This window comes from Pantoea sp. GM_Pan_4 (assembly GCF_026541005.1).
GTDB classification, from domain to species: Bacteria; Pseudomonadota; Gammaproteobacteria; order Enterobacterales; family Enterobacteriaceae; genus Pantoea; species Pantoea dispersa.
The window spans coordinates 182443-201497 of sequence record NZ_JALNUZ010000004.1; the positions used below are offsets into that span (position 1 = coordinate 182443).

A 19055-nucleotide genomic window follows, 5' to 3' on the forward strand; every position below is an offset into this window, starting at 1 on the left:
TCCAGATCAATTTCCTTTTAGACGCTGCGATGCGCTTTTTGTAAGGTGAAAAGGTCATAAAAAATTCATAAGCAAACGCAGATAAGTTCGCTGCTGACGGAGCGGCGCGGGCTTTTTTCGCCTGGGAAATTTCCCGAATCGCAGCGGTTGAGCAATAAACACGCGCTCGATCAAAAATTGAAAAAAAACCTGTTATCCGTTGACACCAGGTGCAGGCCTTGTGGCGTGGGGATCCAGGATTTTCCCCACCCCCCAGGGCGTAAAATTTTGTGAAAATCAACTCTTGTGATGATCCGATTGCTGACTAGAATACTCACCATATTGTTGTTCAAACTTTCCGCACCCCCTATATATAGTGTTTATCCACAGGCTTACTCACAATGAGCCGCCTGTGAATAGACGGGGGATAATTTTGTATTTCATGGACAGGTAAACACGCGACATGAACCAAAGTCTGCTCGTTACGAAACGCGATGGCCGCCAGGAGCGCATCGACCTCGATAAGATTCACCGGGTGCTGGACTGGGCAGCTGAAGGGCTGAACAATGTCTCCGTCTCGCAGGTTGAGTTGCGTTCGCACATCCAGTTTTACGATGGCATCAAAACCTCGGACATTCACGAGACCATCATCAAAGCGGCTGCCGATTTGATCTCCCGTGACGCGCCTGATTACCAGTACCTGGCCGCGCGTCTGGCGATCTTCCACCTGCGTAAAAAAGCGTACGGTCAGTTTGAGCCACCGAAGCTGTACGACCAGGTAGTAAAAATGGTCGAGATGGGTAAATACGATCGCCATCTGCTGGAAGACTACAGCACCGAAGAGTTCGAGCAGATGGACGGCTTCATCGACCACTGGCGCGACATGAACTTCTCCTACGCGGCAGTGAAGCAGCTGGAAGGCAAATATCTGGTGCAGAACCGCGTCAGCGGTGAAATCTACGAGAGCGCCCAGTTCCTGTATATTCTGGTCGCCGCCTGCCTGTTCTCCGGCTATCCGCGCGATACGCGCATGGATTACATCAAGCGTTTCTACGATGCGATCTCCACGTTCAAGATCTCGCTGCCTACACCTATCATGTCCGGCGTGCGCACTCCGACCCGTCAGTTCAGCTCCTGCGTACTGATCGAATGCGGCGACAGCCTGGATTCCATTAACGCCACCTCCAGCGCTATTGTGAAATATGTGTCACAGCGTGCCGGCATCGGTATCAACGCGGGTCGCATTCGTGCGCTCGGCAGCCCGATCCGCGGTGGTGAAGCGTTCCACACCGGCTGTATCCCATTCTATAAGCACTTCCAGACGGCGGTGAAATCCTGCTCGCAGGGCGGCGTGCGCGGCGGTGCGGCAACGCTGTTCTACCCGATGTGGCATCTGGAAGTGGAAAGCCTGCTGGTGTTGAAAAACAACCGCGGCGTCGAAGGCAACCGCGTACGTCATATGGATTACGGCGTGCAGATCAACAAGCTGATGTACACCCGCCTGCTGAAAGGCGAAGACATCACTCTGTTCAGCCCGTCCGACGTGCCAGGCCTGTATGACGCGTTCTTCGCCGATCAGGATGAGTTTGAGCGTCTGTATACCAAATATGAGAAGGACGACAGCATCCGCAAGCAGCGCGTGAAAGCCGTCGACCTGTTCTCGCTGATGATGCAGGAACGTGCCTCAACCGGCCGTATCTACGTGCAGAACGTTGACCACTGCAACACCCACAGCCCGTTCGATCCGGCCATTGCGCCAGTGCGTCAGTCTAACCTGTGCCTGGAAATTGCGCTGCCGACCAAACCGCTGGAAGACGTCAACGACGAAAGCGGCGAGATCGCGCTGTGCACCCTGTCCGCCTTTAACCTCGGTGCGATTGAAAGCCTGGACGATCTGGAAGAGCTGGCGACGCTGGCAGTACGCGCGCTGGATGCCCTGCTCGATTACCAGGATTACCCGATCCCGGCGGCAAAACGCGGTGCGATGGGCCGTCGTACCCTGGGTATTGGCGTGATCAACTATGCCTATTACCTGGCGAAACACGGTGTGCGCTACTCCGACGGCAGCGCCAACAACCTGACGCACAAAACCTTTGAAGCCATTCAGTACTGGCTGCTGAAAGCCTCCAACGAGCTGGCGAAAGAGCAAGGTGCCTGCCCGTGGTTTAAAGAGACCACTTATTCGCAGGGCATTCTGCCGATCGATACCTATAAAAAGGATCTCGACAGCGTATGTAATGAGCCGCTGCACCTTGACTGGGAAGCGCTGCGTGAGTCGATTAAAACCCACGGCCTGCGCAACTCCACGCTGTCTGCACTGATGCCGTCTGAGACCTCTTCGCAGATTTCGAACGCCACCAACGGTATCGAGCCGCCGCGCGGTCACATCAGTATCAAAGCGTCGAAAGACGGGATTCTGCGCCAGGTGGTACCGGAGTATGAGCGTCTGAAAGATCAGTACGAACTGCTGTGGGAGATGCCATCAAACGATGGCTATCTGCAGCTGGTGGGCGTGATGCAGAAGTTTATCGATCAGGCGATTTCATCGAACACCAACTATGATCCAGGCCGTTTCGCCAATGGCAAAGTGCCGATGAAACAGCTGCTGAAAGATCTGCTGACCGCGTACAAATTTGGCGTGAAGACCCTGTACTACCAAAACACCCGTGACGGTGCCGAGGATGCGCAGGACGATCTGGCGCCGTCTATTCAGGACGATGGCTGCGAAAGCGGCGCCTGTAAAATTTGATCGAAAGGCGCCTGCGGGCGCCTTATCGTGTCTGGGCCAGCAGCGGCTGGCCCGTTTCACTTTTGGACTTAGTCATGGCTTACACTACTTTCTCACAGAACAAAAATGACCAGCTGAAAGAGCCGATGTTCTTCGGCCAGTCAGTGAACGTTGCCCGTTTCGACCAGCAGAAATACGACATCTTTGAAAAGCTGATCGAAAAGCAGCTCTCTTTCTTCTGGCGTCCGGAAGAGGTTGACGTCTCGCGCGATCGCATCGACTATCAGGCGCTGCCGGAGCACGAGAAGCACATCTTTATCAGTAACCTGAAGTATCAGACGCTGCTGGATTCCATTCAGGGCCGCAGCCCGAACGTAGCGCTGCTGCCGCTGATTTCGATTCCCGAGCTGGAAACCTGGGTGGAAACCTGGGCGTTCTCCGAGACCATCCACTCACGCTCGTACACCCACATCATCCGTAATATCGTCAATGATCCGTCACTGGTGTTTGATGACATCGTGACTAACGAGCAGATTCTGGCGCGCGCGCAGGATATCTCGAAGTATTACGATGATCTGATCGAGATGACCAACTACTGGCATCTGCTGGGTGAAGGCACGCATCAGGTGGCGGGCAAGAGCGTGACCGTGAATCTGCGTGCGCTGAAGAAGCAGCTGTATATCTGCCTGATGAGCGTTAACGCGCTGGAAGCGATTCGCTTCTACGTCAGCTTTGCCTGCTCGTTCGCCTTCGCCGAGCGCGAACTGATGGAAGGCAACGCTAAGATTATTCGTCTGATTGCCCGTGACGAAGCGCTGCACCTGACCGGCACCCAGCATATGCTGAATCTGATGCGTACCGGTGAAGACGATCCTGAAATGAAAGAGATCGCCGCTGAGTGCCGCGACGAGTGCTTCGACCTGTTTAAGAAAGCGGCCGAGCAGGAAAAAGAGTGGGCTGAGTATCTGTTCAGCGGCGGCTCAATGATTGGTCTGAACAAGGACATTCTGTGCCAGTACATTGAGTACATCACCAATATCCGCATGCAGGCGGTGGGCCTTGATCTGCCGTTCCAGACGCGTTCTAACCCGATTCCATGGATTAACTCGTGGCTGGTGTCAGATAACGTGCAGGTGGCGCCGCAGGAAGTTGAAGTGAGCTCCTATCTGGTGGGTCAGATCGACTCCGAAGTGGGCGAAGACGACTTCAACGATTTCCAGCTGTAAGCATGAGCCGTTCCGTGGTAATCCTGCGCAGCTCCGGCTCCCGGCTGGAGTGCGCAGACGAACACCCTAATCTGCTGACGACGCTGGAAGCACACAATGTGTGCGTCGAGTTTCAGTGTCGCGAAGGCTACTGCGGCTCCTGCCGCATGCGTCTGCTGAAAGGCGAAGTGGATTATGCGGAAACCCCACTGGCGTTTATTCAGCAGGGCGAGATTCTGCCCTGCTGTTGTAAGGCCAGAGGGGAGATTGAGATCGAGCTGTAACCTGCCGCTACACCAAACGCAAAAGTCCTTTAATGCTGCAACATCCATACAGGTCGTCTGAGAGGTTGCCGCTTGCTGCACCGGCGTAAATCCATCCCTGGAGCCTGCCGCCGCGCCGTCCTGGCGCGGAGGCTGCTGCAAGCGGCAACCTCCCCCACGCCCTATCAGGCTTCTTCATTGCGGTAACAGAACGTCACCCTGCAGCGACACCCATGCTAACGGGAAGAGGGGATGTTGAGCTAAGCCGGACGTCACGCGGCAAGGATGCCGCGTGTCGAGGCCCGCAGGGAGCGGGTTTTGCCGTTCCGGGCGTGCTCAACTTCCCCTCTGACCTTGCTGTAAATTACCGCCAGCACAATGGAGTCAGCTCTTCACCGTCTCCAGGACATCAATCCAGCCGTGACCGGTACTGACTTCACTGCCGTGCAGCCAGCGGCGCAGCATATTCATCGCCATCATTGCCACCACTTTCTGCCGGGTTTCCAGATTGTGCCGCCCGTGGGTAAATTTCACCCGCTGGCCCCAGCTGGCTTCCGGGGTGTGCAGCGCAATCGACACTTCCCCTTCCTGCAGATCGCCAACCGACAAGGCCAGCACTGTGCCCTGCTGAGCAGCTAACTGACGCGTGCGCGTAACCTGCGCTTCCAGCGACTCCTCACGTGCCGGCAGCAGCTCAGCGGCGCTAAGCGGCACCTGTGCGGCGGCCAGCTGCCAGTGCAGCAACCCGGCCGTGTATTGTTCGCTCAGAGCAAGGCGGAAGCCGCGATCGTGCAGTTCCCGCGCCAGCACGGCTGGCAATCCTTCAAAGCCTTCAAAAATGGTGCACTCGGCCAGCAGTAACTTAACCTGCTGCCACACCTGCTCCATCGCTACGCGCTGGCTGGCCGGGCCGGTCAGTTTGATCTCAATAATGGGCATCGACGAACGGTAGCCCATCACTACGCCTTCCGGCAGCGGCAGCGGTTCAAGCTCCGCGGCGATATCGCTCTCGCCGCGACCAAAGGTGGTCAGACGCAGGCACAGTGGGGGTTCTGGCAACGTAAAACGCGCCTTAAGACGCGGAATAATCTGCTGCTCAACCATCACTTTGAATTCTGACGGCACGCCGGGGGTAAAGAATATCCAGCAGCGATTAAGCTGCAGGGCAAACCCACAGGCGGTGCCGACCGGGTTATCGATCAACTCGGCATTGGCCGGAATCTCCGCCTGCTTGCGATTACTGGGTGCCATGAGCCGCCCGCGGCAGGCAAACCAGGCTTCCATCTTCTCCAGCCACGCCTGCTGCAGCACCAGCTCGCTGCCACTGGCGGTGGCCGCTGCCTGTGCGCTGAGATCGTCGCTGGTCGGCCCGAGACCGCCGTTCACAATCAGCACGTCGGCAATCTGACTGCGGCTCTGTAGCGCTTCAACCAGCGAGCTCATCGCATCGCCGACCGTACTGCGACTGGTCATCGGCAGGCCGTGCTGAAACAGCACATCGGCCAGCCACGCGGCGTTGGTATCGACAATCTGCCCATGTAACACTTCATCGCCCGTTGAGAGCATTTCGACACGTATCACGATCTCTTCTCCTTATCCCTGTGGCTTTCACTGTAGGGAGCGCGCAGGCGAAACACAATCGCCGCCGGTGCGAAATGGCGGGTTAATCGCGATGCGGAAAGGAAACAGCGGGAAAGCAGGAATCGGGCGCGACGGACATCGCGCCCACGGGGATTAACGGCGCGCCAGCAGCAGGCCAACAAACAGACCGGCAGCCGCACCGATACCAATGCCCTGCCACGGTTTTTCATGCACGTAATCGTCGGCACGATATGCTGCCTGTTTGGCACGATAGTAATAGCTGTCGGACGCCTGGCTCACGCGATTCTTCACGTCTTCCAGCGCCTGCTCGGCTTTCTGCTTCAGTTCGATATATTTCTGGTCCGCCGGATCGCCCGAGGAGCGCAGCACTTCTTCCAGCGTTTCCGTCAGCAGCGCCAGATCGTCATCAAGACGGGTTTCAAATTGATCGGTAGATGACATGTTCACAATCCTCCATGTTTAAATGCGGTGTCGATTAACTATAGTCATAAATTGCGTTTTTGCGCCGCGCCGTCATCCGCTGACTGCGCTTTTTGCCGCGCTGAACGCAAAGTTATGTCATCCGGGGCGTTGCACGCGGAATTGTGCTTCGTTTATTTGATTAATCTGATAAATTTTCAGCGGACTGAATTTTTTATTTTCGCCACTGTCGTAACCCCCTATAGCCTGACGCTAAATGTCTTGCGACAGCCTCAATACACCCGAGCAGCTAAGGAAAAGATTTCCGGCATGAATCGTAGAAAATTTATGAAAGCGTCCATGGCCCTCTCTGCCGTTAGCGGCATGACCGGGCTCTCCTCGCTGTTTGCGCAGTCCGCCTGGGCCGATGATGGCATCGCCGACGGAACCGCCGTGCGCTTCGATTTCGATGTGCTGAAAAAGAAAGCCGCGGCGCTGGCCAAACAGCCCTGGGGCGGCGCGCCCGGCCCCCTGCCCGCGACCCTGGCCAATCTGACACCGCAGGCGTATAACGAAATTCAGTACGACGCTAACCACTCACTGTGGAACAACATCGCCGACCGCGAGCTGGATGTGCAGTTCTTCCACGTTGGCATGGGCTTTAAGCGCCGCATTCGCATGTTCTCCGTGGACGCCGCCAGCCGCGAGGCGCGGGAAATCCACTTCCGTCCGGAACTGTTTAATTATCACAACGCCAACGTGGATACCCAGCAGCTGGTGGGTAAAACCGACCTCGGCTTTGCCGGTTTCCGCGCCTTTAAAAAACCGGAGCTGGCGCGACGCGACATCGTTTCTTTCCTCGGTGCCAGCTACTTCCGCGCGGTAGATGAAACCTACCAATATGGCCTGTCAGCCCGTGGCGTCGCGGTTAACACCTTCAGCAATGGCCAGGAAGAATTTCCCGACTTCACCGCCTTCTGGTTCGAGACGCCAAAAGCTGAAGACACCACCTTTGTGGTGTATGCACTGCTGGACGGGGCCAGCGTCACCGGTGCCTACAAATTCACCATTCACTGCGAAGAAAAACGCGTGGTGATGGAGGTGGAAAACCACCTGTTTGCGCGCAACGAGATTCGTCAGCTCGGTATTGCGCCAATGACCAGCATGTTCAGCTGCGGCACCAACGAGCGCCGCATGTGCAATACCTATCATCCGCAGATTCATGACTCCGATCGCCTGGCGATGTGGAGCGGCAGCGGCGAGTGGATTGCCCGTCCGCTGAATAACCCGCAGCGCCTGCAGTTTAATGCCTATCAGGATGAAAACCCACGCGGCTTCGGTCTGCTGCAGCTGAATCATGATTTCAAAGATTATCAGGACGTGATTGGCTGGTATGACAAACGCCCCAGCCTGTGGGTGGAGCCGATCGGTAAATGGGGTAAAGGCGCCATCAACCTGATGGAGATCCCGACGACCGGGGAAACGCTGGATAACATTGTTTGCTTCTGGCAGCCGGCCGAGCCGGTCAAAGCTGGCAGCGAGTTTAATTTCCAGTACAAACTCTACTGGAGCCAGCTGCCGCCGGTCCGCAGCGGTCTGGCCCGCGTTGATGCCACGCGCACCGGTATTGGTGGCTTCCCGGAAGGCTGGGCACCGGGCGAACACTTCCCGGACCAGTGGTGCCGCCGCTTTGCTATCGATTTCATTGGCGGCGACCTGCAGGCGGCCGCGCCGAAAGGCATCGAACCGGTGATCACCGTGTCGTCCGGCACCTTCAAACAGGTGGAGATTCTCTACGTCGAACCGCTGAAAGGTTACCGTATCCTGTTTGACTGGTATCCGAATAGCGACTCAACCAAACCGGTAGATATGCGCCTGTTCCTGCGCACCAAAGATGAGACGCTGAGCGAAACCTGGCTGTATCAGTACTTCCCGCCACCGCCCGATCAGCGCAAGTACACCGACGACCGGCAGATGACGCCGGGCTAACCTGCACGGCGAGGCCAACACCTCGCCGTTAGTTTTTCTGCATGCCGACGTGCGGAATATTATCTTCCAGATAAACGTCCGTGACTGCCCGGAAACCCAGGCGACCATAAAAGCCTTCCAGATGCGCCTGCGCGGACAGATACACCGCCCGCTGCGGCCAGTGCTGTTCGCAGCTGTTCAGCGCCTGCTCCATCAGCCGATAGCCCAGTTTCAGGCCGCGCGCCTCTTCCGACACAATCACCCGACCAATGGTCACCGGCGAGGAAGCCAGCGCGGGCGTCAGGAGACGCGCATAGGCCAGCAGTTTGCCATCAAGAAAGCCCAGCAGATGGCGGTTATCAGCTGTCAAATCCTGGCCATCTATATCCTGATACGGACAGGCCTGTTCGACGATAAACACCTGATTGCGCAGCGCCAGCACGGTATACAGCTGCTGCGCGGTCAGTTCACTGTGGTGGCAATCAAGCCATTGCATATCCATCATGCTTCCTTGTCTGAGCGAAAAAAGTGATCTTCACAGCCTATCACAGCGCATGCGCTAAACGCAGTGGGCTGCACGTAACAGGGGCGGACACGCGGAGCAATGTGATCAAACTCTCAAATTGCAGGCAAAAAAAATCAGGCCCGCAGGCCTGATTGTGAAGATGACGCGCTGTTTACATCAGCGGCTGGGCCAGCTGCACCAGCGTGATGAGCGGCTGCGGATAAACACCGAGCAGCAACACCAGGATAGCGGAGATCAGCACCACCACACCACCTGCGGTGAACGCCCAGTTGGCCGGGGTATCGCGGGTGTGCAGTTCCGGCGGGCTGAGGTACAGGCTCACCGTAACGCGCAGGTAGTAGTACAGACCAATGGCGCTACCGGCGACAACCGCCGCGGTCAGCCACCACAGATGCGCGTTAACGCCTGATGCGATGACGTAAAACTTACCGATAAAGCCCAGCGTCATTGGGATACCGGCCAGCGACAGCATCATCACCGTCATCACGGCGGAGAGAATAGGACGATGCCAGAACAGACCGCGATACGAGTAAAGCGTATCCGCATCCGGACCACGGTACGGGCTCGACATCAGGCTGACTACACCGAAGGCGCCGAGGCTGCTGAACAGGTAACCGGCCAGATAGACACCGGCGGTTTCCAGCGACAGCTGATGGGTTTTCACCGCAATCAGCGCCACCAGCAGATAGCCAAGATGCGCGATAGATGAATAGCCGAGCAGACGCTTGATGTTGCTCTGCGAAATCGCCATCAGGTTACCGAACAGAATCGAGACGAAGGCAATCACACCCAGCACGGTGCGCACCGCTTCACTGTCGGTTACCGGTGCGTACATGAACAGACGCATGATGACCGCAAAGATAGCGATTTTGCTGGCGGTGGCGAGGAAGGTCGAGACCGGAGCCGGCGCGCCCTGATAAACGTCTGGCGTCCACAGATGGAACGGCACCAGCGACAGCTTGAAGCCAAGACCGATGATCATCATGCCCAGCCCGACCAGCAGCAGCGGCTGCTGAATCATGCTGTCATTCAGGCTCTTGCCGAGCTGCACAAAGCTCAGGCTGCCGGAATCGGCGTAGACCAGCGCAATACCGAAGATCAGGAATGAGGAAGCCGCAGCCGACAGAATCATGTACTTCAGCGCCGCTTCCAGCGAGCGCTTCTGACGGAAGGCGTAGCCGATAAGACCAAACAGCGGCAGCGACAGCAGTTCGATACCGATGAACAGCGCTGCCAGATGGTTGGCGCTGGCCAGCACGATCCCGCCCAGCGCCGCGATTAGCACCAGCAGATAGAACTCATCTTTGTTGTCCGGGAAACCGGCCAGCCACGGATAAGCAAAAGTGCAGGTTGCCAGACTCGCCAGCATCACCAGCGCGGTATAGAACATCGAATAGCCATCCACGCGCAGCAGCGGCGTGACATCCATGGCGCCCACGTGGCCCACAAACCACAGCGACAGCAGCGCGAGGTTTAGACCGATGACCGTCAGCGTGGCATTAACAAAGTGGTTGCGTCGCCACGCAATGGACAGCATCACAACCACCACCGTCAATCCGACGATTAACAGCGGTAGCAACGCGATCAATTGTTGAGGAGTTATTGTCATGGCGAATTACGGCCTTGTAGTTGAAATTGAAGCGGTAAACCACTGCTGAATATTGCTCATCGCAGCATGGGACGTGTCGAGGATTGGCTGCGGATAAACGCCCAGCAGCACCAGCAGCACGACCAGTACACCGATGGTCAGGAATTCGCGCGGCGACATTCCAGCCAGCGGCTCTTTTGATTTGGCTTCGCCGTAGTAAGCGCGCTGCATCATGATCAGCGAGTACACCGAGGCAAATACCAGGCCGAAGGTGGCAATCACGATAATCAACGGCACCACCTGATAGCTGCCGGTCAGAATCATGAACTCACCAACAAAGTTACCGGTGCCCGGCATACCGAGGTTGGCCACGGCAAAGAACAGCGACAGGCCCGGAATCCACTTGATGCGCGACCACAGGCCGCCCATCTGGCGCATGTCACGGGTATGCAGACGTTCATACAGCTGACCGCACAGGATGAACAGCGCCGCGGCCGACAGGCCGTGCGCAATCATCTGCACCACCGCGCCCTGGAACGCCAGCTGGCTGCCGGTGTAGATGGCAATCAGCACGAAGCCCATGTGCGAAATCGAGGTGTAGGCGATCAGACGTTTGATATCGGTCTGCGAGAACGCCATCCAGGCGCCGTAGAAGATACCGATGATGCCGAGCCACATGGCGATCGGCGCGAACTCCGCCGACGCATTCGGGAACAGCGGCAGGCTAAAACGCAGCAGGCCGTAAGCCGCAGTTTTCAGCAGGATACCGGCAAGGTCAACCGAACCAGCGGTCGGTGCCTGGCTGTGGGCATCCGGCAGCCAGCCGTGCAGCGGCACCACCGGCATTTTCACCGCAAAGGCGATGAAGAAGCCCAGCATCAGCAGATACTCAACGGTGTGTGACATTGGCGTTTTCAGCAGCTCTTCATAGCTGAACGTCCAGACGCCAGTGGCGTTGTAGTGCACAAACACCAGCGCCAGAATGGCAATCAGCATCACCAGACCTGACGCCTGGGTATAGATGAAGAATTTGGTTGCCGCGCTGATACGGGTTTTCCCGTCAGACGCTTTGTGACCCCAGAGCGCGATGAGGAAGTACATCGGCACCAGCATCATTTCCCAGAAGAAGAAGAACAGGAACATGTCGATGGCGAGGAACACGCCGATCACGCCGCCGAGAATCCACATCAGGTTAAGGTGGAAGAAGCCCTGATACTTTTCGATTTCATTCCACGAACAGAGTACCGCCATCAGACCCAGCAGGCCGGTCAGCACCACCATCAGCAGCGACAGGCCATCCAGCGCCAGATGGAAATTAATGCCAAAGCGTGGGATCCACGACACCAGGAAAGTCGACTGCCACTGCGGCAGGCCCGCAGCCTGCGTCAGCGAATAGCCGCCCTGCAGCCACAGCTGCAGGCCCAGCGCCAGCGTCAGCCCCATGGTGATCAGGGCAATCCAGCGCGGCACCTTCGCGCCAAGGCGCTCAGCCAGCCAGCAAAGCAAGCCCCCAACAAAGGGTATAATTATTAGCCAAGGTAATAACACGGCGTACATTCCCTATTTTCGTCTTCGTTCAGGCTATCGGACGCGCCTGTTTCGCCTCGCCCACGCGGGCAACGTTCACGTATTACTACGCGCCGGTTGCTGCGCTGGCGAACACCAAACTGACTGCGTTGATCTCACCCGTGTATCAGACAATTTTGAACATTCTTACGTGGGGCGCTAAACCATCGCGCGCCCCGCTCATCAATCGTTAAATCACCAGCATCAGCGCCAGCACCACCACGGCACCGACGCTCATCGACGCGATATACCAGCGCAGATAGCCGTTCTCGCTCACGATCAGACCTTTGTTACCAATGCGCGACAGCAGCGCTGGCAGGTTCATCAGGGAGTTGAGCGGATCGCGCTGCAGCAGCCAGGCAATGCCAAGGTACGGTTTAACAAATACCTTGTCGTACAGCCAGTCGAAGCCCCAGGCCGCAAACCACCAGGTGCCGAAGAAACGGCCCGGCGCGCTGTTGGCGATGCGGGTGACCAGCTGACGTTTGCCCAGCCACAGCGCGGCGGCAATCAGGATTCCGATAATCGCCACGGCACCCGAGGTGATTTCCAGCGCCACTTTGCCAGTTTCACCAAACTCGTTCTGTGGCAGCACGCCCGCCAGCGGAGGCGTAATCAGCGCGCCAACGAAGGTCGAGAGTACCAGCAGCACAATCAGCGGCAGGTGATGCGTAATGCCTTTACCGGCATGCGCATGAATTTTCTCTTCGCCGTGGAACACGATGAAGATCATGCGGAAGGTGTAGATTGAGGTAAGGAATGCACCCACCAGACCGGCGACCATCAGATTGATGTGACCGTTTGCCAGCGCACCGAACAGAATCTCGTCCTTACTGTAGAAGCCGGCGGTAATCAGCGGCAGCGCGGCCAGCGCGGCACCGCCCACCAGGAAGCAGACATACACCAGCGGGATGCTCTTACGCAGACCGCCCATTTTGAAAATGTTCTGCTCGTGATGACAGGCCAGAATCACGGAACCGGAGGAGAGGAACAGCAGCGCCTTGAAGAACGCATGGGTCATCAGGTGGAAAATCGCAGCGTCCCACGCCTGTACGCCCAGCGCCAGGAACATGTAGCCGATCTGACTCATGGTGGAGTAAGCCAGCACGCGTTTGATGTCGGTCTGCACCAGCGCGGCGAAGCCCGCCAGCACCAGCGTAATCGCACCAACGATACCCACCAGATGCAGCACTTCCGGCGTCAGCAGGAACAGACCGTGGGTGCGGGCAATCAGATAGACGCCTGCGGTTACCATGGTGGCAGCGTGGATCAGCGCGGAGACCGGCGTCGGACCGGCCATCGCATCGGCCAGCCACGTCTGCAGCGGCAGCTGTGCCGATTTACCCACGGCACCGCCCAGCAGCATCAGCGTCGCCCACTGCAGCATGTGGTTGTCCGCCGCGAAGTGCGCCGGGGCCAGCTCCATCAGCTCACGGAAGTTCAGCGTACCCAGTTCGTTGTAGAGAATGAACAGCGCAAAGGCGAGGAACACGTCACCGACACGGGTGATGATGAAGGCTTTCATCGCCGCTTTGCCGTTTTCCGGATTGCTGTAGTAGAAGCCAATCAGCAGGTAGGAACACAGCCCTACCCCTTCCCAGCCAAGGTACATCAGCATCAGGTTATCGGCCAGCACCAGCACCACCATGCTCGCGATGAACAGGTTGGTGTAGGCGAAGAAGCGTGAATAGCCCTCTTCACCGCGCATGTACCAGGAAGCGAACATGTGGATGAAGAAGCCGACGCCGGTAACCACCGACAGCATGGTCAGCGACAGACCGTCCAGCACCAGGTTCACTTTGATGTCAAAGTTACCCACGTGCATCCAGGTCCACAGCGCCTGGGTAAATGGCTGCTGGCCGTGACTAAAGAAGTCCACACCCACAAATACGGTGGTCAGCGCCGCAAGGCCCACTGAACCCATCCCCACCGCAGCCGACAGGTTCTCCGACCAGCGACCACGGGAAAACGCCAATAGCAGGAAGCCAATCAGCGGAAATAATACGGTTAAATAGAGAAGATTCATCCGCGCATCTCGCTCACTGTGTCAATGTTCAGCGTCTGACGACGACGATAGAGCTGGAGCAGCAGCGCCAGACCAATACTGGCTTCCGCCGCCGCGAGGCTGATTGCCAGGATGTACATCACCTGGCCGTCGGCTTGTCCCCAGTAGCTGCCTGCCACCACCAGCGCCAGCGCCGCGGCGTTGATCATGATCTCCAGACCGATCAGCATAAACAGCAGGTTGCGGCGCAGCACCAGCGAGGTCAGGCCGAGAACAAACAGCACAGCAGCCAGAATCAGGCCGTGTTGTAACGGGATCATGCGTGCTCCTCCTTATTGGCCGCCGCGTCTGACACGCGGTTGCTCAGCACTTCGCCCTGACGATCTTCACGTCCGATATGGAACGCCACCACCAGACCGGCCAGCAGCAGCATTGACGCCAGCTCAACCGCCAGAACATACGGGCCAAACAGACTGATGCCCACCGCTTTGGCATCGATGACGGTGCCATCAATACCCTGGTCGGTCGCGGTCAGGATGGCGTAGATCATCACCACCAGCAGCAGCAGCGAGACAATGCCCGGACCGATCCACAGCGACGGCTTCAGCCATTCGCGCTCCTGATCCTGCTGGGTTTTACCCAGGTTGAGCATCATCACTACGAACACAAACAGCACCATGATGGCACCGGCATAGACGATGATCTCCAGCGCACCGGCAAAATAGGCACCCATCGAGAAGAACACGCCGGCAATCGACAGCAGCGAAACAATCAGGTACAGCAGCGCATGTACCGGATTGGTGTGGGTGATGACGCGCAATGTCGTCAGCACCGCCACCAGTCCGCAAAGATAAAACGCAAATTCCATACCTGGCTCCTTAAGGTAATAAGCCTTTAACGTCGATCGGTTTGGCTTCGTTTTCCGCGTCGCCTTTGTCTTTACCGTCGATCGCCATACCTGCCATGCGGTAGAAGTTGTACTCCGGATATTTACCCGGGCCGGAAATCAGCAGGTCTTCCTTCTCATACACCAGATCCTGACGCTTGAACTCACCGAGTTCGAAGTCCGGCGTCAGCTGAATCGCGGTGGTCGGGCACGCTTCTTCACATAAACCACAGAAGATGCAGCGCGAGAAGTTGATGCGGAAAAATTCCGGATACCAGCGGCCATCCTGCATCTCCGCTTTCTGCAGCGAAATACAGCCGACCGGGCAGGCAACGGCGCACAGGTTACAGGCCACGCAGCGCTCTTCGCCGTCCGGATCGCGCGTCAGCACGATACGGCCACGGTAGCGCGGCGGCAGATAAACCGGCTCTTCCGGATACATCTGGGTTTCGCGCTTGGCGAAGGCATGCATGCCAATCATCCAGATACTGCGCACTGTCGTGCCGAAGCCAACGACAATATCTTTTAAAGTCATCTCAAAACCCCTTACTGCGCGTTGTACAGAATCACTGCGGCAGTGGCCAGCAGGTTCAATAACGTCAACGGCAGACATACTTTCCAGCCGAACGACAGCACCTGGTCATAGCGTGGACGCGGCAGCGCAGCACGAATCAGGATAAACATCACCATAAAGAACGCCGTTTTCAGGGCGAACCAGATGAACGGCGGCAGGAACGGACCGTGCCAGCCACCGAAGAACAGGGTGACGATCAGCGCCGATACGGTAGTAATGGCCACGTACTCACCGACAAAGAACAGGCCGAACTTCATCCCGGCATATTCGATGTGGTAACCGTCGGCCAGTTCCTGCTCCGCTTCCGGCTGGTCAAACGGATGACGGTGGCATACCGCGACACCGGCAATACAGAAGGTCACGAAGCCAAAGAACTGCGGGATGATGTTCCACAGGTGCGTCTGGCTCTCAACGATGGCGTTCAGGTTAAAGGAACCCGCCTGCGCCACCACGCCCATCAGTGACAGGCCGAGGAACACTTCGTAGCTCAGGGTCTGCGCGGAGGCACGCATTGCACCGAGCAGCGAGTATTTGTTGTTACTCGACCAGCCCGCGAACAGTACGGCGTATACCGCCAGACCCGCCATCATCAGGAAGAACAGCAGACCGATGTTCAGATCGGTGACCATCCAGCTCGGCGAAACCGGCACAATCGCAAACGCCAGCAGCAGCGAAACGAAGGCGATGACCGGTGCCAGGGTAAAGATGAAGCGATCGGTAAACGGCGGAACCCAGTCCTCTTTAAAGAACATTTTGATCATGTCCGCCGCCAGCTGCAGCGAGCCGCCCCAGCCTACGCGGTTCGGTCCATAACGGTTCTGCCACAGGCCGAGCAGACGACGCTCGGCAAAGCTCATGAAGGCACCACAGGCCACCACCACCAACAGGATCACAATGGCTTTCACCACCTGCAGGATGATGTCAATAACGTCCGGTGTCAGCCAGCTCATTGCGCTGCCTCCTGCAGTTTGTCAATTTGCGCACCCGCGAGGAACGGCGGTACACCCGGCATGCCAAGCGGCAGACCCACCTGCCCCGCCTGCAGTGCCGCAGAGAAGCGCACCGGCAGACGCAGCGTTTCACCGGCGCAAACCAGCTCCACGGACGCACCGTTATTAACGCCCAGCTTCTCAGCATCTGCCGGGTTGATCACCAGCGTGGCTGGCGCCATGCGTTTCTGGAAGGTTGGCGAGCGCTGCGTCATCTCTTCACTACCAAACAGCTGATAGTAAGGTGCCACGCGATACTGGCTGCCGCCCACGAAGCGTGCCGGAACCTGGCTGAACCAGTCCAGTGCACTTTCGCTGGCTTCGAACAGCCGCACGCCCGGATCGCCATGACGCAGTTTACCGCCCACTTCCGCCTGGAACTTGTTCCACGCCTGCGGTGAGTTCCAGCCTGGTGCCCAGGCAAAAGGAATCTGCGAACGCGGTGCCGACGGCTGGTTGTTACCTTCCATGGAGAAGGCAAACATGGTGTCTTTATCCTGCGGCTGACGCGGTTCGTGCACGCTGATGTTGGCGCGCGCGGCGGTACGGCCACTGGCACGATGCGGTGAACGCGCCAGTTTCTGGCCACGAATACGGAAGCTGGCGTCCGGCGCCGCGTCCTTAATCCCTTTCAGCTGCGGCAGCGCCACAATCGCGGCATCAATCACGTGATCGAGCTGCGTCCAGTCAATCTGGCGGCTCTCGACGGCGCTGTGCAGCGAATGCAGCCAGCGCCAGCTCTCCAGCATCACCACGCTATCGTCGTAATAGGCCGGATCGTAAACCTGGAAGAAGCGCTGGGCGCGACCTTCATGGTTGATGGAGGTGCCGTCGCTCTCGGCAAAGCTGGCGGTGGAGAGCACCAGACCGGCTTTCTCCAGCGTGGCCGTGCGTTGATGATCAACCACGATCACGTGCGCGGTGTTATGCAGTGCCGCATCGACGGTGGCTTTCGGCGCGTGACGGTAGAGATCGTTCTCCAGCACCACCAGCGCTTCCGCTTCGCCTTTATCCAGCTGCTCCAGCGCGCTGTCCAGCGACTGGCCGCCCATCAGGCCGAGACCAAAGCTGTTGGCCGCACCGGCGAGGAAGGTAATACCGACGTCGGCACCGCGCGCTTTCAGCGCTTTAGCCACGTTGGCTGCCGCTTCAATCATTGCCGTGCTGCCCGAGTGGGTGCCGGAAATGATCAGCGGTTTTTTCGCGCCGGCCAGCGCCTGAACCACCACGTCCAGCTTGCCGTTCAGGCTGCTGTCAAAATCGCTAACCGCCGGTGCGCTGTCATCCAGCGCGTGCGCGATGGCGAAGCCCAGGCGGGCCTGATCTTCCACCGGTGCGCGATAGCTCCACGCGGCGATATCATCGAGACGGGTTTCATCAACGTTAGTGACAAACAGCGGATGTTTGGCGTGCTGACCAATGTTGAGGATGGCGGCGATCTGCCAGTCAGCGACTTTCTGAGCGGCGGCCATTTCGCGTGCTTTGCCTTTAACGGCCTGACGCACCGACAGCGCCACGCGGGCACCGACCTGAGTCAGATCTTCACCCAGCACCAGTACGGCGTCATAGCTTTCAATTTCACGCAGCGATGGCGTGTAGATGCCGCCCTGCTGCAGTACTTTCAGCATCAGCTCAACCCGCGCCTGCTCAGCTGCCGGCATACCGGTTGAGAAGTTTTCTGCGCCCACCAGTTCGCGCAGCGCGAAGTTGCTTTCGATACTGGCGCGTGGCGAACCGATACCGATCACCTTCTTCGCCTGACGCAGGATATCCGCGGCGGCATTAACCGCCTGTTCTGCGTTCAGCGTGATACGGTCAGTGCCGCGCAGCTGTTCCGGATGACGCGGACGATCTTTACGGTTCACGTAGCCATAGCCGAAACGGCCACGGTCGCACAGGAAGTAGTGGTTCACCGATCCGTTGTAGCGGTTTTCGATACGACGCAGCTCGCCATAGCGCTCGCCCGGGCTGGTGTTACAACCCACGCTGCACTGCTGGCAGATGCTGGGCGCAAACTGCATATCCCACTTACGGTTATAGCGTTCAGAGTGGGTTTTATCGGTGAACACGCCGGTCGGGCAGATTTCTACCAGGTTACCGGAGAATTCGCTCTCCAGCGTGCCATCTTCCGGACGGCCAAAGTAGACGTTGTCATGCGCGCCGTACACGCCAAGATCTTTGCCATCGGCGTAATCTTTGTAGTAGCGCACGCAGCGGTAACAGGCGATACAGCGGTTCATCTCATGCGAGATAAACGGCCCGAGATCCTGATTCTGATGGGTACGTTTGGTGAAACGGTAGCGACGGAAGCTGTGTCCCGTCATTACCGTCATATCCTGCAGGTGACAGTTACCGCCCTCTTCGCACACCGGACAGTCGTGCGGGTGGTTGGTCATCAGCCACTCCACCACGCTTTCACGAAACTCTTTCGCTTCGCCATCGTCGATGGAGATAAAGGTGCCGTCAGACGCAGGCGTCATGCAGGACATGACGAGGCGACCACGGGTATCTTCGGCATTCTGGAATTGCTTCACCGCGCACTGGCGGCAGGCTCCTACGCTTCCCAGCGCCGGATGCCAGCAAAAATAAGGAATATCAAGGCCCAGAGACAGACACGCCTGCAGCAGGTTGTCCGCTCCGTTCACATCATATTCTTTACCGTCTACATGGATTGTAGCCATAGTGAACATGCTTCCGTAAGGCTCGTCCGCAAACGAGCGTTAAACATCTAATTCCTGCCCCGCAGCCTCAGGCCCGGGCGATTCCGTGTACGACGG

At 57.7% G+C, this 19055-nt stretch carries 15 protein-coding genes; 4 read left to right on the top strand and 11 right to left on the bottom strand.

Annotation, left to right across the window (positions count from 1 at the left end):
* Positions 1-442 precede the first annotated feature (442 nt).
* The 3 genes from nrdA (at position 443) to yfaE (ending at position 4196) form a co-directional block, all read left to right on the top strand.
* Positions 443-2728: a class 1a ribonucleoside-diphosphate reductase subunit alpha gene (gene nrdA / locus OXR61_RS11975; protein WP_021509231.1), complete on the top strand. Its 2286-nt coding sequence runs from the start codon at positions 443-445 to the stop codon at positions 2726-2728.
* Positions 2729-2802: 74 nt separating this feature from the next.
* Positions 2803-3933 carry a class Ia ribonucleoside-diphosphate reductase subunit beta gene (gene nrdB / locus OXR61_RS11980; protein WP_021509230.1) on the top strand — a complete coding sequence of 377 codons (1131 nt, stop codon included), beginning with the start codon at positions 2803-2805 and terminating at the stop codon, positions 3931-3933.
* Between the two features lie 2 nt (positions 3934-3935).
* Complete coding sequence (yfaE, locus tag OXR61_RS11985; protein ID WP_021509229.1) at positions 3936-4196, top strand: class I ribonucleotide reductase maintenance protein YfaE; 261 nt, start codon at positions 3936-3938, stop codon at positions 4194-4196.
* 363 nt (positions 4197-4559) lie between these two features.
* Here the strand turns inward: yfaE and OXR61_RS11990 are convergent, their stop codons facing one another.
* Complete coding sequence (locus OXR61_RS11990) at positions 4560-5756, bottom strand: nicotinamide mononucleotide deamidase-related protein YfaY (RefSeq protein WP_267412231.1); 1197 nt, start codon at positions 5754-5756, stop codon at positions 4560-4562.
* Between the two features lie 153 nt (positions 5757-5909).
* Positions 5910-6218, bottom strand: a complete 309-nt coding sequence (gene elaB, locus OXR61_RS11995; RefSeq protein WP_021509227.1) for a stress response protein ElaB — start codon at positions 6216-6218, stop codon at positions 5910-5912.
* A 288-nt stretch (positions 6219-6506) separates the two neighbouring features.
* On the opposite strand from elaB, the gene OXR61_RS12000 reads away from it, so the two are divergent.
* Positions 6507-8165: a glucan biosynthesis protein gene (locus tag OXR61_RS12000; protein WP_031280040.1), complete on the top strand. Its 1659-nt coding sequence runs from the start codon at positions 6507-6509 to the stop codon at positions 8163-8165.
* Between the two features lie 28 nt (positions 8166-8193).
* Here OXR61_RS12000 and OXR61_RS12005 read toward each other — a convergent pair whose 3' ends face one another.
* From OXR61_RS12005 to nuoG, 9 genes are all read right to left on the bottom strand, one after another.
* The gene (locus OXR61_RS12005; protein WP_021509225.1) at positions 8194-8646 is read right to left on the bottom strand and encodes a GNAT family N-acetyltransferase; all 453 of its coding nucleotides are present in this window, start codon (positions 8644-8646) and stop codon (positions 8194-8196) included.
* 175 nt (positions 8647-8821) lie between these two features.
* Positions 8822-10279: an NADH-quinone oxidoreductase subunit NuoN gene (gene nuoN, locus OXR61_RS12010; protein WP_031280039.1), complete on the bottom strand. Its 1458-nt coding sequence runs from the start codon at positions 10277-10279 to the stop codon at positions 8822-8824.
* A 6-nt stretch (positions 10280-10285) separates the two neighbouring features.
* The gene (gene nuoM / locus OXR61_RS12015) at positions 10286-11806 is read right to left on the bottom strand and encodes an NADH-quinone oxidoreductase subunit M (RefSeq protein WP_031280038.1); all 1521 of its coding nucleotides are present in this window, start codon (positions 11804-11806) and stop codon (positions 10286-10288) included.
* A gap of 208 nt (positions 11807-12014) precedes the next feature.
* The gene (gene nuoL, locus OXR61_RS12020) at positions 12015-13850 is read right to left on the bottom strand and encodes an NADH-quinone oxidoreductase subunit L (RefSeq protein WP_021509222.1); all 1836 of its coding nucleotides are present in this window, start codon (positions 13848-13850) and stop codon (positions 12015-12017) included.
* Entirely contained in the window at positions 13847-14149 is a 303-nt protein-coding gene (gene nuoK, locus OXR61_RS12025; RefSeq protein WP_013509877.1) for an NADH-quinone oxidoreductase subunit NuoK, read from the bottom strand. Before nuoK ends, nuoL begins: the two co-directional genes overlap by 4 nt.
* On the bottom strand, positions 14146-14697 hold the full coding sequence (gene nuoJ / locus OXR61_RS12030; RefSeq protein ID WP_021509221.1) for an NADH-quinone oxidoreductase subunit J: 552 nt from the start codon (positions 14695-14697) through the stop codon (positions 14146-14148). Before nuoJ ends, nuoK begins: the two co-directional genes overlap by 4 nt.
* A gap of 10 nt (positions 14698-14707) precedes the next feature.
* On the bottom strand, positions 14708-15250 hold the full coding sequence (gene nuoI / locus OXR61_RS12035; RefSeq protein WP_021509220.1) for an NADH-quinone oxidoreductase subunit NuoI: 543 nt from the start codon (positions 15248-15250) through the stop codon (positions 14708-14710).
* An 11-nt stretch (positions 15251-15261) separates the two neighbouring features.
* Positions 15262-16239 (bottom strand): NADH-quinone oxidoreductase subunit NuoH, encoded by a 978-nt coding sequence (nuoH, locus tag OXR61_RS12040; protein WP_021509219.1) that lies wholly within the window; start codon positions 16237-16239, stop codon positions 15262-15264.
* The gene (gene nuoG, locus OXR61_RS12045; protein ID WP_021509218.1) at positions 16236-18959 is read right to left on the bottom strand and encodes an NADH-quinone oxidoreductase subunit NuoG; all 2724 of its coding nucleotides are present in this window, start codon (positions 18957-18959) and stop codon (positions 16236-16238) included. The genes nuoH and nuoG overlap by 4 nt, the downstream gene beginning before the upstream one ends.
* Positions 18960-19055 lie beyond the last annotated feature (96 nt).